At 71.6% G+C, this 13,325-nt stretch carries 13 protein-coding genes; 4 read left to right on the top strand and 9 right to left on the bottom strand.

What is annotated here, in order from left to right; genetic code table 11:
• The first annotated feature begins 206 nt into the window (after positions 1-206).
• A complete protein-coding gene (locus L6E12_RS19505; protein WP_236229361.1) occupies positions 207-1,352 on the top strand; it encodes an N-acetylmuramoyl-L-alanine amidase in 1,146 nt (381 codons plus the stop codon).
• Positions 1,353-1,394: 42 nt separating this feature from the next.
• Here the strand turns inward: L6E12_RS19505 and L6E12_RS19500 are convergent, their stop codons facing one another.
• Entirely contained in the window at positions 1,395-2,024 is a 630-nt protein-coding gene (locus L6E12_RS19500) for a GNAT family N-acetyltransferase (protein WP_236229360.1), read from the bottom strand.
• A gap of 204 nt (positions 2,025-2,228) precedes the next feature.
• Between L6E12_RS19500 and L6E12_RS19495 the strand changes: the two genes are divergently transcribed.
• Entirely contained in the window at positions 2,229-3,548 is a 1,320-nt protein-coding gene (locus L6E12_RS19495) for a PLP-dependent aminotransferase family protein (RefSeq protein WP_236229359.1), read from the top strand.
• 101 nt (positions 3,549-3,649) lie between these two features.
• Positions 3,650-4,600 carry a D-alanine--D-alanine ligase gene (locus L6E12_RS19490; RefSeq protein ID WP_236229358.1) on the top strand — a complete coding sequence of 317 codons (951 nt, stop codon included), beginning with the start codon at positions 3,650-3,652 and terminating at the stop codon, positions 4,598-4,600.
• A gap of 70 nt (positions 4,601-4,670) precedes the next feature.
• Here L6E12_RS19490 and L6E12_RS19485 read toward each other — a convergent pair whose 3' ends face one another.
• From L6E12_RS19485 to rpmH, 8 genes are all read right to left on the bottom strand, one after another.
• Complete coding sequence (locus L6E12_RS19485; RefSeq protein ID WP_236229357.1) at positions 4,671-5,669, bottom strand: ParB/RepB/Spo0J family partition protein; 999 nt, start codon at positions 5,667-5,669, stop codon at positions 4,671-4,673.
• Positions 5,666-6,562, bottom strand: a complete 897-nt coding sequence (locus L6E12_RS19480; RefSeq protein ID WP_236229356.1) for a ParA family protein — start codon at positions 6,560-6,562, stop codon at positions 5,666-5,668. Before L6E12_RS19480 ends, L6E12_RS19485 begins: the two co-directional genes overlap by 4 nt.
• A 67-nt stretch (positions 6,563-6,629) precedes the next feature.
• A complete protein-coding gene (gene rsmG, locus L6E12_RS19475) occupies positions 6,630-7,334 on the bottom strand; it encodes a 16S rRNA (guanine(527)-N(7))-methyltransferase RsmG (protein WP_236229355.1) in 705 nt (234 codons plus the stop codon).
• 253 nt (positions 7,335-7,587) lie between these two features.
• Positions 7,588-8,100, bottom strand: coding sequence for a R3H domain-containing nucleic acid-binding protein (locus L6E12_RS19470; RefSeq protein ID WP_236229393.1), 513 nt, complete (start codon positions 8,098-8,100; stop codon positions 7,588-7,590).
• A gap of 72 nt (positions 8,101-8,172) precedes the next feature.
• The gene (gene yidC / locus L6E12_RS19465) at positions 8,173-9,246 is read right to left on the bottom strand and encodes a membrane protein insertase YidC (RefSeq protein ID WP_236229354.1); all 1,074 of its coding nucleotides are present in this window, start codon (positions 9,244-9,246) and stop codon (positions 8,173-8,175) included.
• Positions 9,247-9,249: 3 nt separating this feature from the next.
• Positions 9,250-9,573: a membrane protein insertion efficiency factor YidD gene (gene yidD / locus L6E12_RS19460; RefSeq protein WP_236229353.1), complete on the bottom strand. Its 324-nt coding sequence runs from the start codon at positions 9,571-9,573 to the stop codon at positions 9,250-9,252.
• Positions 9,570-10,010, bottom strand: a complete 441-nt coding sequence (gene rnpA, locus L6E12_RS19455) for a ribonuclease P protein component (protein WP_236229352.1) — start codon at positions 10,008-10,010, stop codon at positions 9,570-9,572. The genes yidD and rnpA overlap by 4 nt, the downstream gene beginning before the upstream one ends.
• Before the next feature lie 15 nt (positions 10,011-10,025).
• Positions 10,026-10,163: a 50S ribosomal protein L34 gene (rpmH, locus tag L6E12_RS19450; RefSeq protein ID WP_236229351.1), complete on the bottom strand. Its 138-nt coding sequence runs from the start codon at positions 10,161-10,163 to the stop codon at positions 10,026-10,028.
• Between the two features lie 430 nt (positions 10,164-10,593).
• Here rpmH and dnaA point away from each other — a divergent pair, with 430 nt between their 5' ends.
• A complete protein-coding gene (gene dnaA / locus L6E12_RS19445) occupies positions 10,594-12,204 on the top strand; it encodes a chromosomal replication initiator protein DnaA (RefSeq protein WP_236229350.1) in 1,611 nt (536 codons plus the stop codon).
• The last annotated feature ends 1,121 nt before the right edge of the window (positions 12,205-13,325 follow it).

Raw genomic sequence — 13,325 nt, 5'->3', positions numbered from 1 at the left:
CCGATCCCTGCCTGATCCGCTGATCAGCCCAAACCGAGGCAACCCCGACCCGGGGCCCGTGCGTCCTGTCTACGACGCACGGGCCCCGTTCGCATGTCGCACGCCCCTCCGGGTGCAAGCCAGGTGGACAAGGCACAATGGTCAGTCGTCACCGATTCCGCGCCCGTCCCTTCCCGCGGGTGCCCGTCCGGAGAGCGAGAGCGTGAATGCGGGTACTGCGCCGCGGCGATGGGGGACCGGCCGTGGCCGAGGTTCGGTCCACGCTCGCAGCGTTGGGCCTGTTGCCCCCGGTCACCGGCCCGGCCGAGCAAGTCCTGTTCGACCCGCTGATGGAGGGCGCGATCCGCGCGTTCCAGCAGCAGCGCGGGCTGATCACTGACGGGCTGGTCGGCCCGGCCACCTACCGGGCGCTGCGCGACGCCACCCACCAGCTCGGCGGTCGCCCGCTGGCGTACATGGTGTCCGCCCCGATCACCGGTGACGACGTGCTCACCCTGCAGGAGCGGCTGCTGGAGCTGGGTTACGACGCGGGCCGCCCGAACGGCGTGTTCGTCGGGCAGACCGAGGCGGCGCTGCGCAACTTCCAGCGCGACTACGGCCTGACCGTGGACGGCATCTGCGGCCCGGAGACGGTGCGCGCGCTGCGCCAGCTCTCCCCGCGCGCCCGCGGCGGTCGCCCGGTGCTGCTGCGCGAGCAGGAGCGGGTCCGCCGCTCGGGGCCGCGGCTGCGCGGCAAGCGGATCGTGATCGACCCCGGCCACGGCGGCGCCGACACCGGGATCGTCGCCGGGGACGTCACCGAGGCCGCGCTGATGTGGGACCTGGCCAGCAGGCTGGAGGGCCGGATGGTGGCCACCGGCATGGAGGCGCTGCTCTCCCGCGGCCCCGACCAGTGCCCGGACGAGTCCGAGCGCGCCCGGTTCGCCAACGACGCCGGGGCCGACCTGGTGCTGTCCCTGCACACCGACGCCAACAGCTCCCCGCACGCGCAGGGGGTGGCGAGCTTCCACTTCGGCACCGGCAACGGCGCCACGTCCACCCTGGGCGAGGCGATGGCCGGGCTGATCCAGCGCGAACTGGCCAAGCGCACCGGGTTGCGCGACTGCGGCACCCACCCCAAGACGTGGGACGTGCTGCGGCTGACCCGCTGCCCGGCGGTGCGGATCGAGATCGGCTACCTGTCCAACGCCGAGGACCGGGCCCGGCTGGTCGACCCGGCGTTCCGGGACGTGGTCGCCGAGGGCATCGTCGTGGCGGTGAAGCGGCTGTACCTGCTGGGGGAGAACGACCAGCCCACCGGCACGTTCAGCTTCGCCGACGTGATGGCCCACGAGCTGCTGGCCCGGGGCTGAGCGACCGCCCCCGCAAACCCTTGCGGGGGCGTCTGCCAGCGGTCACCCGCGTTGCAGGACCGGGTTCGCGGTGGACACCGAGACGGTGTTCAGCAGGCGCTCCAGGGCCGCCTCGACGTCTTCCTTCCAGGTGATCCCGGTGCGCAGCTCCAGCCGCAGCCGGGGCCAGCGGGGGTGCGGGCGCACGGTCTTGAAGCCGACGCTGGTCAGGAAGTCGGCCGGGACCACGCAGGAGCGCTCCTCGTCCGGCTGCGCGTCGCCGAAGGCCTCGATCGCCTTCACACCGCGGCGGGTGAGGTCCTTGGCCACCGCCTGCACCAGCATCCGGCCCAGCCCGCCACCGCGGAACTCCGGGACGACGTGGAAGCCGGTGAGCACGACGGCGTCGGCGCTGATCGGCGACGTCGGGAAGGCCGACGCGCGGGGCACGGCGTTCGGCGGGGCGTAGAGCACGAACCCGACCGGGAGCTTGTCGCTGTAGACGACCCGACCGCAGGAGCCCCACTCCAGCAGCACGCTGGAGACCCAGGCCTCCTTCTCCAGCTCGGTCGTGCCGAACTCCTCGGCCTGCTCCTTCAGGTGCGGCGCCAGCTCCCAGTACACGCAGCCGCGGCAGTGCTTCGGCAGGTGCTCCAGGTTGTCCAGGGTGACGCCCACGACACGTCGGGACACCCAACCTCCTGTGCCTCGCGGACCTGTCGCAACGCCCGCACGGATCGCCGACGGGCGAGTTGCATGGGTGACAACGGTCAACACAACATGACCTGTCCAACAATAGGGCGATGTGAGCTGCGCCGGAACCGCAGGGACCGATTATCGGAGGTAAGTCACCCCTCCGGTTACACTCGATCGGACTTGACAGCGACGGAGCGAGCCATGACCACGCCTGGACAGCAGCCCGAGAGAACCGGCTCCCGCAGCCTCGACCCGCACCTGCGGCGCTACGCGGCGCGGGCGGGCGGGATGACCGCATCCGAGGTCCGGGCGCTGTTCGCGGTGGCGAGCAGGCCCGAGGTGGTGTCGCTGGCCGGTGGGATGCCGAACCTGGCGGCGCTGCCGCTGGAGTCGCTGTCGGAGCAGATCGGGCAGATCATCGCCGAGGAGGGGCTCACCGCCCTGCAATACGGCTCCGCGCACGGCGTCCCGCAGCTACGGGAGCAGATCTGCGAGGTCATGGCGCTGGAGGGCATCTCCGGGCACCCGGACGACCTGGTCGTCACGGTCGGCTCGCAGATGGCCCTGGACCTGGTCACCCGCATCTTCTGCGACCCCGGCGACATCGTGCTCGCCGAGGGGCCGTCCTACGTCGGCGCGCTGGGCACCTTCGCCTCCTACCAGGCCGAGGTCCGGCACGTGGTGATGGACGCCGACGGCTTGGTCCCGGAGGCGCTGCGCGCGGCCTTGGACGCCGCCAAGCAGGCCGGTCGGCGGGTCAAGTTCCTCTACACGATCCCGAACTTCAACAACCCCGCGGGCGTGACCATGGCGGTCGCCCGGCGGGCCGAGGTCCTCGACATCTGCGCCGAGCACGACGTGCTGGTCGTCGAGGACAACCCGTACGGCCTGCTCGGCTTCGACGGGCAGATCTACCCGGCGCTGCGCTCGATGGACCGCGACAACGTCATCTACCTGGGCTCGTTCTCCAAGACCTTCGCCTCCGGCCTGCGCGTCGGCTGGGCGCTGGCCCCGCACGCGGTCCGGGAGAAGCTGGTCCTGGCCGCCGAGTCGGCCGCGCTGTGCGCCCCCACGCTCAACCAACTGGTCGTGTCCCGCTACCTGGCCACGCACGACTGGAAGGGCCAGATCAAGTCCTTCCAGACCATGTACCGCGAGCGGCGCGACGCGCTGATCTCCGGGTTGGAGCAGCACATGCCCGCCGGGTGTAGCTGGACCAACCCCGACGGCGGCTTCTTCGTGTGGATGACCGTGCCCGAGGGCGTGGACACCAAGGCGATGCAGCCGCGCGCGGTCACCGCCAGGGTGGCGTACGTGCCGGGCACCGGGTTCTACGCGGACGGGTTCGGCAGCAGGCAGATGCGCCTGTCGTTCTGCTACCCGCCGCCGGAGCGGATCTCCGAGGGCGTGCGGCGGCTCGCGGGCGTGCTGGCGCAGGAGATCGACCTGCTCAACACGTTCGGCCCGACCAACAGCCGCTCGCTGACCGGTCCGCAGACGCCTTCCCCCGACACGGCCTGACGACCGCACCCGGTACCGTCCGGCGCTGTCCCGGTGTCCGCCGCCGGTCCTGTTCGGAATGTTCGCCGTCCGGTTCAGCCGGTCAAATCGAGGAGTTCGCCGTGTCCGACCGCTGGGTCGCTGTGCTCGCCGGAGGTCTGTCCCACGAGCGCGACGTGTCGCTGCGCTCCGGCCGCCGGGTGTCGGCCGCGCTGCGCTCCGCCGGGGTCGCGGTGGAGGAGTGGGACGCCGACGCGTCGCTGCTGCCGCGGCTGCGGGAGTCCCGGCCGGACGCGGTGGTGATCGCGCTGCACGGCGGCGAGGGGGAGAACGGGTCGATCCAGACGGTGCTGGAGCTGCTCGGCATCCCGTACGTGGGCGCCGACGTCAATGCGTGCCGCCGCGGGTGGGACAAGCCGAGCGCCAAGGCGGAGCTGGCCCGCGCCGGGCTGCTGACGCCGGACTGGGTGGTGCTGCCGCACAGCACGTTCCGCGAGCTGGGCGCGCAGCCGGTGCTCGACGCCATGGTGGAGCGGCTCGGGCTGCCGATGATGCTCAAGCCCGACCAGGGCGGTTCGGCGCTGGGCGCGCAGGTGGTGCGGGAGGCGGGTGACCTGCCGACGGCGATGGTCGGCTGCCTGGCCTACAGCGACACCGTGCTCGCCGAGCGGTACGTCGACGGGGTCGAGGTGGCCGTGACGGTCATCGACGGGCCCGACGGGCCGACGGCGCTGCCCGCGGTGGAGATCTCCCCGGAGTCCGGGGTGTACGACTACACCGCCCGCTACACCGCCGGGCTCACCACCTTCCACACCCCGGCCCGGCTGAGCCCAGAGACCGCGGCGGCGGTGGCCGACCTCGCCGTGTCGGCGCACCGGCTGCTCGGGCTGCGGGACGTGTCGCGCACCGACGCCGTCGTGGACGCCGACGGCGCGGTGCACTTCCTGGAGGTGAACCTCTCGCCGGGACTGACCGAGACCTCGCTGGTGCCGATGGCCATCGAGGCGGCCGGTCTGTCCTTCGGGGAGATCTACGCGGGGCTCGTCGAGCGCGCCGTGGCCCGCGCACGCTGAGTCAGTCCCACCGCACGCGGAGCAATCGTCACCGTGACATAAGGCGCCGGGGTGATCCCCTGCGCCTTTCTCATGTCCGATTTGCCCCTTTGTCCGACATCATCTCGACGATCCGCTCCAGGTCGTCCACCGAGCCGAATTCGACCACGATCCGGCCCTTCCGGCGCCCCAGCTCGACCTTGACCCGGGTGTCGAACTTGTCCGACAGCCGCTCCGCGACCGCCTGGAGCCCCGGCGCCTGCATCGGCTTGCGCGGGGCCGCCTTCGGCTTCGCCGCGGGCTCGCCCTTCGCCAGGGTCACCGCCTCCTCGGTCGCGCGGACCGACAACCCCTCCGCGACGATCCGGGTCGCCAGCTCCTCCTGCGCCCCCGCGTCGTCCAAGCCGAGCAGCGCGCGGGCGTGCCCGGCCGACAACACCCCGGCCGCGACGCGGCGCTGCACGGGGAGGGGCAGCTTGAGCAGCCGGATGGTGTTGGTGATGACCGGCCTGCTGCGCCCGATCCGACCCGCCAGCTCCTCGTGCGTCACCGCGAACTCGTCCAGTAGCTGCTGGTAGGCCGCCGCCTCTTCGAGCGGGTTGAGCTGCGCCCGGTGGATGTTCTCCAGCAGCGCGTCGCGCAGCATCGCGTCGTCCGCGGTCTGCCGCACGATCGCCGGGATGCGGTCCATGTCGGCCCGCTGCGACGCCCGCAGCCGCCGCTCACCCATGACCAGTTCGTAGGTGTCGTCACCCAGCTCGCGCACCACGATCGGCTGCATGAGGCCGAACTCGCGGATCGAGTGCTCCAGCTCGCTGAGCGCGTCCTCGTCGAAGACCTGCCGGGGCTGCTTCGGGTTCGCCTTGATCGCCGACGTCGGGATCTCCCGGTACACCGCCCCCGCCACCGCGCCGGTGTGCTCGGCCGGGGGAGCGGCGGCGGTGTCCACCGGCGCCTCGGCGGTCCGGGTGGGCAGCTTGAGGCTGCCCGAACCGGGCAGCGAGTTCCCCGCGGGTGGTCCCTGGGGGATGAGCGCGGCCAGCCCGCGCCCCAGTCCGCCCTTGCGTCCGGCTGGTCCTGAACCGCTCATTGCGGCGTCTCCGCTCCTCGTTCGGCTACCTCACGTGCGGCGTCCAAGTAGCTCAGGGAGCCGCGGGAGCCGGGGTCGTACGCGAGCACGGTCTGGCCGTAGCCGGGGGCCTCGGACACCTTGACGCTGCGCGGGATGACGGTCTTGAGCACGGTCTCACCGAAGTGGTGGCGGACCTCGTTGGTCACCTGGTCGGCCAGCTTGGTGCGACCGTCGTACATGGTGAGCAGGATGGTGGAGACCACCAGGGAGCGGTTCAGGTGCGCCTGCACCAGCTCGATGTTGCGGAGCAGCTGGCTCAACCCCTCCAGCGCGTAGTACTCGCACTGGATCGGGATCAGCACCTCCTGGGCGGCGACCATCGCGTTGACGGTCAGCAGCCCGAGGGACGGCGGGCAGTCGATGAAGACGTAGTCCGGGTTCAGCTCGTCGAGCGCCTCGTCGGACAGCGCCTCCTTGAGCCGGGACTCCCGGGAGGCCATCGACACCAGCTCGATCTCGGCACCGGCGAGGTCGATGGTGGCGGGCACGCAGAACAGGCTGTCGGACTGGTCGCTCACCTGGGCGGCGTCCGCCACGGTTACCTCACCCAGCAGCACCTCGTAGACCGACGGTGTGCCGGAGCGGTGCTCGACGCCGAGCGCGGTGCTGGCGTTGCCCTGCGGGTCCAGGTCGATGACGAGCACCCGGAGCCCGTGCATGGCGAGCGCGGCGGCGAGGTTGACCGTGCTGGTCGTCTTGCCGACGCCGCCCTTCTGGTTGGAGACGGTGATGACCCGGCGGTGCGCGGGCGGGGGGAACATCCGGTCCGGGTGCTTGAGGCGGGTGGCCCGGGCGGCTTCCTCGGCGATCGGCGTCCAGCCTGCGACGGACGCGGGGGAGGGCTGGTCCATCGGTCAGCACACTCCCTGCGGCGCGGTTTCCGGCGCCGGTTTCACGTGGAACATCATGGCTCCGATCTCAAGCTCGATGTGCACCCTGATCCTTCCTCGCCCGCCGGGGCCGGTCACGCCCGGCGACGGGCCTCACGCGTTCGACGACGACCACCGTCGTCGGTTCGTCCAGTACGGCCCCGCAGGTGACCACGCGGGGTTCGGCGCCACCGGCCTTCACCACGGCACGCCGGTCCCGCTCGATCTCCTCGGTTGCGCTCGCCCCCTTCAGCGCCACGACCGCACCACCCTGGCGGACCAGTGGGAGGCACCAACCGCAGAGCTTGGCGAGCGGGGCGACGGCCCGGGCGGTGACCACGTCGGCACCTGCCGCCTGGGCGACGACGGCGGGCTCCTCCGCCCGCCCCCGCAGCACGGTGACGGTCGACAAGCCCAGAGTCTCCACGACCTCGTCCAGCCACGCCACCCGCCGGGCCATGGGTTCGACGAGCGTCACCCGCAGGTCCGGTCGGGCGATGGCCAGCGGCACCCCGGGCAGTCCCGCCCCCGAGCCCACGTCGACCACGTGCGCGTCCCGGGGCACCTGCTCGCTGATGACGGCGGAGTTCAGCACGTGCCGCGACCACAGCCGCTCGACCTCGCGCGGCCCGATCAGCCCCCGCTCCACCCCGTGCACGGCGAGCAGTTCGACGAACCGCTCAGCCCGGGGGAGCTGGTCCCCGAACACCTCCGCAGCGACCGAAGGCACCTCCAACCGGTCGACCTCGGTCATGCAGCACACCATCCATGTTCCACGTGAAACGTCCGCCCCCATTCTCACCCATGACGCAGCGTGGACGACGTCGGCTCACGGGTAGGCGCTCGATCGGGTGCCGCGATCGCACACCGCCACCACCGCGCCGAGTCGGAACGGGGCCGGCACCCACCTTCCCGCGCCGCCACGTTTCACGTGAAACGTGGGCACGCAAAAAGGCGCGGCCCCCTCCGACTGGGAGGGGGCCGCGCCTCGGCTTCGTGCCTGCGGACTACTGGGGGAAGACCACCACGCGACGGCGGGGGTCCTCACCCTCGCTCTCGCTGTGCACGCCCGCGACCGCCGCGACGGCGTCGTGGACGACCTTGCGCTCGAACGGGGTCATCGGCTGGAGGCGGACGCGCTCACCGCTGGACAGGACCTTCTGCGCCGTGGCGGTGCCGAGGTCCTTCAGCTCCTCGCGGCGGTCCGCGCGCCAGCCCGCGATGTCGAGCATCAGCCTGCTGCGGGTACCGGTCTCCTGCTGGACCGCCAGGCGGGTCAGCTCCTGGAGGGACTCCAGGACGTTGCCCCGGGGACCCACCAGCTTCTCCAGGTCCTCCCCGCCGTCGATGCTCACCACCGCGCGACTGGCCTCGACGTCGAGGTCGATGTCGCCGTCGTAGTCGAGGATGTCGAGCAGGCGCTCCAGGTAGTCACCGGCGATGTCGCCCTCCTGGACCAGCAGCTCCTCGGTCGAGCCGGGGGAGCGCTCGGCGCTCGCCTCGGACCCGTCCTCGGCCACCTCGGTGGTGGCCAGCTCGGACGCTTCCTGCACCGTCTCCGGCACGGTCTCTCCTCTCCAGGTCGAACTGCGTCAGCGGTTCTTGCGACCTGACTTCTTGCGGGAACGGTCTGAGATCAGACCGGGAATCTCGGTGCCGCCCGCGGTGGAGCCGGTGGACCCCGTCGACGCGGTCGAGCCGGTGCCGGTCGGCTTCTCGGCGGGCGCCGCCTTCGTCGGGTCCGACTCGGGGGCCTTGGCGGTGGCGCCGTCCGCGGGCTGGGCGGCGGGCTTCTTCGCCTGCGGCTTCTGCCCCGGGCGGGGGGCGGTCGGCCGCTGCCCCGGCTTGGGGGCGGTCGCGGAGCGCTTGGCGATCGCCGCCTCCTTGGCGGCGGCCTCCTCGGCGTCGATCCGCTTGTAGACGAAGCGCTGCTGCCAGAGGGTCCAGCTGTTGTTGCTCAGCCAGTACAGGATCAGGCCGATGGGGAAGAAGAAGCCACCGACGAGGACGCCCAGCGGGAAGATGTAGAGCGTCAGCTTGTTCATGATCGCGGTCTGCGGGGTGGCCGACTCCGGGTTCTGCCTGCTGACCGAGTGCCGCGCGGTGAGGTGGGTCAGCGCGCTCGCGGCGATCATCAGCGGCAGGGCCACCAGGATGATCGCGCCGCGGGAGACCTGGAAGTTGGCCAGCTCGACGGCGGGCTGGGTGATCCAGTTGCCGAGGCGGGCACCGAGGAGGTCGGCCTGGATGTAGGACGACACGCCCTGCTCGTCGAAGTAGTAGTTCTCGGTCTTGCCCGGCTTGAACTCGCGGAGCACGTGGAACAGACCGATGAACACCGGGATCTGCAGCAGCATCGGCAGGCAGCCGCCGAGCGGGTTGACCCCGTGCTGCGACTGGAGCTTCTGCATCTCCTGGGCGAGCTTCTGCTTGTCGTTCGCGTACTTCTTCTGGAGCTTCTTGATCTCCGGCGCGAACTCCTGCATCTTCTTCATCGAGCGCACCTGGTTGACCATGGGCTTGAACATGATCGCGCGCAGGGTGAAGACGAGGAACACGATGCCCAGGGCCCAGGCGATCGCGCTGGCGTCACCGAAGATGTGGCCGAAGACCCAGTGCCAACACCAGAGGATGAAGGACACCGGGTAGTAGATGAAATCGAGCACGGACTACTCCTCGGCTGCTGTCTGATCGGCCGGGCTGGTCTTCCCGGGGTCGTGTGTCCTGGGTGGCACGGGGTCGAGCCCACCAGGGTGCCAGGGGCCGCACCGCAGCAGTCTGCGCAGGGCGAGCCAAGAACCGCGGACCGCGCCGTGCGCGGTGAGCGCCTCGACCGCATAGGCACTGCAACTCGGGTGGAACCGGCACGCGGGCGGCAGGAACGGCGAGATCCACCGCCGGTAGGCGCGCACCGGCAGCAGCAGGACCGCGGCCACCGGGCCGGGCCGGGCGGCATCGGCCGCCCGGTCGTCGACCGTCGTCCCGTCGTTCACCCGCCACCGCCAGTGCCGCGATCGTCAGTTCCGCGATCATCACCGCCGCGACCGCCACCGAGCAGGCCGAGCCTGCGGATCGCCGCGTCGAAGTCCCGGCCGAGTTCAGCGCTGCTCGCCCCGGCCGCCATGGGGAGTGCCCGCACGACCAACGCGCTGCCGGGGGGAAGAGTTCCGAGCCGGTCGGCCGCCACGTGCCGGAGCCTGCGGGCCACCCGGTGGCGGACCACCGCGTTGCCCACTGCCTTGCTCACGACGAAACCGACCCTCGGCGTCGCGGGGGTCCGCGACGCGCGGGGGTCGGCTTCGGGTTGGGCGTCACGCGTCCCCGCCGTCACGGCGTGCACCACGAGTCGGGGACGGCCCGCTCGGCGACCGCGCTTGGTCACCGAGCGGAACTCCGCGCTGTTGGTCAGCCGCGAGGCCGCGGGGAGCACGGCGACGGGCTGGGATCAGGCCGACAGCTTGTCGCGGCCCCGGCGGCGACGGGTGGCGATGATGGCCCGGCCCGCGCGGGTGCGCATGCGCAGGCGGAAGCCGTGCGTCTTGGCGCGACGGCGGTTGTTCGGCTGGAAGGTGCGCTTGCTCACGACTCAATCTCCCGGTCTGGCTGGTCTATCAGGTCTCCGCGGCCCCCCTGCCGGTTCACGAGCCGGTGGGTCGCGACCGAAAGGCACGCGGAACCCACCCGCCGCAAGCGGGAGACCTGTTGAGGGTACGCACCCGGTCGCCGGGGCTCAAATCCGGGTCGCCGGACGGGGGCGCCTTGTGGCGGCAGGCGGCCGTTGTTACCGTGCTGTCCCTTGCCCGACTGCCGGGGATGGGAGCCCCTGCCGGGTCGGTGCCGCAGAACCACTGAGTACCTTGAAGCCCCACGCCGGGTGCCTCCTGAGGTTCGCCGTACCTTCGTACACAGTTGTGGACAACCCTGTGGATGCTCGTTTGACGACACCCACGGTCCTGACCCAACATCCGGCACGAGCCTTGATCGAGCATGCCCGCGAGGGGAGGGGAGCGGCGTTGTCCGAGCACCAGATGAATCTCGGTGTGGTCTGGGAACAGGTCGTGCGCGAGCTGTCCGCGGGCACCCTGTCCCCCTCGCAGCGCGCGTGGATGCGGATGACCAGGCCGATCGGCCTGCTCGACGGCACCGCCCTGCTGTCCGCGCCGAGCGACTTCGCCAAGGAGGCGATCGAGCGCGCGCTGCGCGAGCCGATCACCGCGGCCCTGTCGCGGCGGCTGGGCCGGGTGGTGTCGCTGGCGGTCAAGGTCGACGCCGCCCCCACCGCCCCGAGCCGGGCCGCGGTCCCGCCGGTCCTCCCGCCGGTCGCCCCCCCGCTGAACCTCGACGGCGACACCATCACCATCCCGGCCGCGGACGTCGCCGCCGCCGCGGCGGCCCCGGTCGCCGAGGCCCCCGGCCAGTACACGGGCGACGCGGCCCACCCGGTGCTCTCCCTCGACGACGACGACTCCGAGGAGGTGGACGAGACCGCCGACGCGCTCGCCACCGTCCACGAGATCTGGCCGACGTTCACCGGCCAGCCCCCGGTCAGCGGGCAGCCCTACACCGCGCCCGCCCAGCCGCAGACCTCCAAGACCAGGCTGAACGAGAAGTACACGTTCGACACCTTCGTCATCGGCGCCTCCAACCGGTTCGCGCACGCGGCGTCGGTCGCGGTGGCCGAGGCACCCGCCCGCGCCTACAACCCGCTGTTCATCTGGGGCGAGTCCGGCTTGGGCAAGACCCACCTGCTGCACGCGGTCGGCCACTACGCCCAGCGCCTGTTCCCCGGTATGCGGGTGCGGTACGTGTCGACCGAGGAGTTCACCAACGACTTCATCAACTCGCTGCGCGACGACCGGAAGGTGGCCTTCCAGCGCCGCTACCGCGACATCGACGTGCTGCTGGTCGACGACATCCAGTTCCTGGAGGGCAAGGAAGGCACCCAGGAGGAGTTCTTCCACACCTTCAACACCCTGCACAACGCGAACAAGCAGATCGTCGTCTCCTCCGACCGCCCGCCCAAGCGGCTGGAAACCCTGGAGGACCGGCTGCGCACCCGGTTCGAGTGGGGTCTGATCACCGACATCCAGCCCCCCGAGCTGGAAACCCGCATCGCCATCCTCCGCAAGAAGGCCGCCCAGGACCGCCTGGCCGCCCCCGCCGAGGTCCTGGAGTTCATCGCCGCCCGGGTCGAGGCCAACATCCGCGAACTGGAGGGCGCCCTCATCCGGGTGACCGCCTTCGCCTCCCTCAACCGCCAACCGGTCGACGTCACCCTGGCCGAGATAGTCCTGCGCGACCTGATCCCCGACTCCCAGGCCCCCGAGATCAGCGCCGCCACGATCATGGCCGTGACCGCCGAGTACTTCGGCGTGGCCATCGACGACCTGTGCGGTCCTGGCAAGACGAAAGCGCTTGCCCAGGCCCGCCAGATCTCGATGTACCTGTGTCGCGAACTCACCGACCTCTCCCTCCCCAAGATCGGCCAGACCTTCGGCGGGCGCGACCACACCACGGTCATGCACGCCGACAAGAAGATCCGCAAGGAGATGGCCGAGCGCAGGCGCGTGTACGACCAGGTGCAGGAGCTGACGTCCCGCATCAAGCAGCGCGCCCGCGGCTGACCCCAGCCAGCACCCACCGCCTGACCCACCTGCCCTGACCTACCTGCCTCGCCCTGGGCTGCCCTGACCTGCGGCCCTCCCGAGCCCGCCCACCCGGTCGAACCACCCGCCCCACCACGCCCGGGCCCCCACCAGCCCCGCACCCGATCCCGGGCGCGGGGTCTTCTTATTGCACCGGTGGACACCCCTCCACGACACCAATAAAAGTCATGCGCGCTTGCGCCCGGCGGGCCCCGGAAGCCGGCACCCTTCTCCCTGACCCCCGCGGCGCCCACACCCCCGGGCACCCGCGGGCCGACGCACTCTTTATTGCGGTCGTGGAGCAGCCTCCCCAGGCCGACAAAAACCCGCGACCCCCGCCCCGGCCAACCCCCGGCAACCCCGGCCCCCGCCGACGGCACCCGCAGCCGCCACCCACCACCCCAGCCGAGTCGGACCAGGCCGCCACGCTGCACCGCCGGGCCAGACCAAGGCCAGACCGAGCTGCCCGCCGCCTGACCTGCCCGAATGAGCCGGGCCGACCTGAGCGAAGCCGAACCGGACCAAGCCGAGCCCGGCCCAGCCAGCGGCGAGGTGCGGTTCGAGCGGAATGCTCGGTCGGGCGAAGCCGGGCTTGGGGACTGGCGCGGTTTTTGCCGGGGTGGATAGCGCTCGTCCGGCCGCTCACCGCGGCCGGGTCGGTTGCGGTGGCCGGGTCGGTTGCGGTGACCGGGTCGGTTGCGGTGGCCGGGGCGGAGCCGTCCCTCGCTCCCCGGCGCTCCTGGTCTTGACACGACTTTTTTGCTGTTGGGGAGGGGCCTCCACCGGCTGAGAAAAGTCGTGCTTGCTTGAGCGGTGGTCGCTCGGCGCCACTGGGACCGGGTGGGAGCGGGCGCGGGCACCGCGGCAGGCAGGCTTCAGTGCGTCACCAACCGGTCGCGTTCGGCTGCTTACCCCGCCGTTGTGCCTGCCGCTGCGGTCACCGCTGGGCGCGCGATCTTTTTGCTGTTGGGGACGGGCCTCCACCACCTGAAAAAAGTCCCGGCCGCTTGGGTCGCGATCGCGGGCTCCGTGCGGGCGTTCGGCTCCCGGCGACGCAGAATGCCGGCCGCGATCGGGGGCGGCCACGGGGGCCGGCAGAC

Source organism: Actinokineospora sp. PR83 (genome assembly GCF_021056305.1).
Taxonomy (GTDB): Bacteria; Actinomycetota; Actinomycetes; order Mycobacteriales; family Pseudonocardiaceae; genus Actinokineospora; species Actinokineospora spheciospongiae.
Note: the sequence above shows the minus strand (reverse complement) of the source record. Positions and strands in the feature narration are given on the sequence as shown.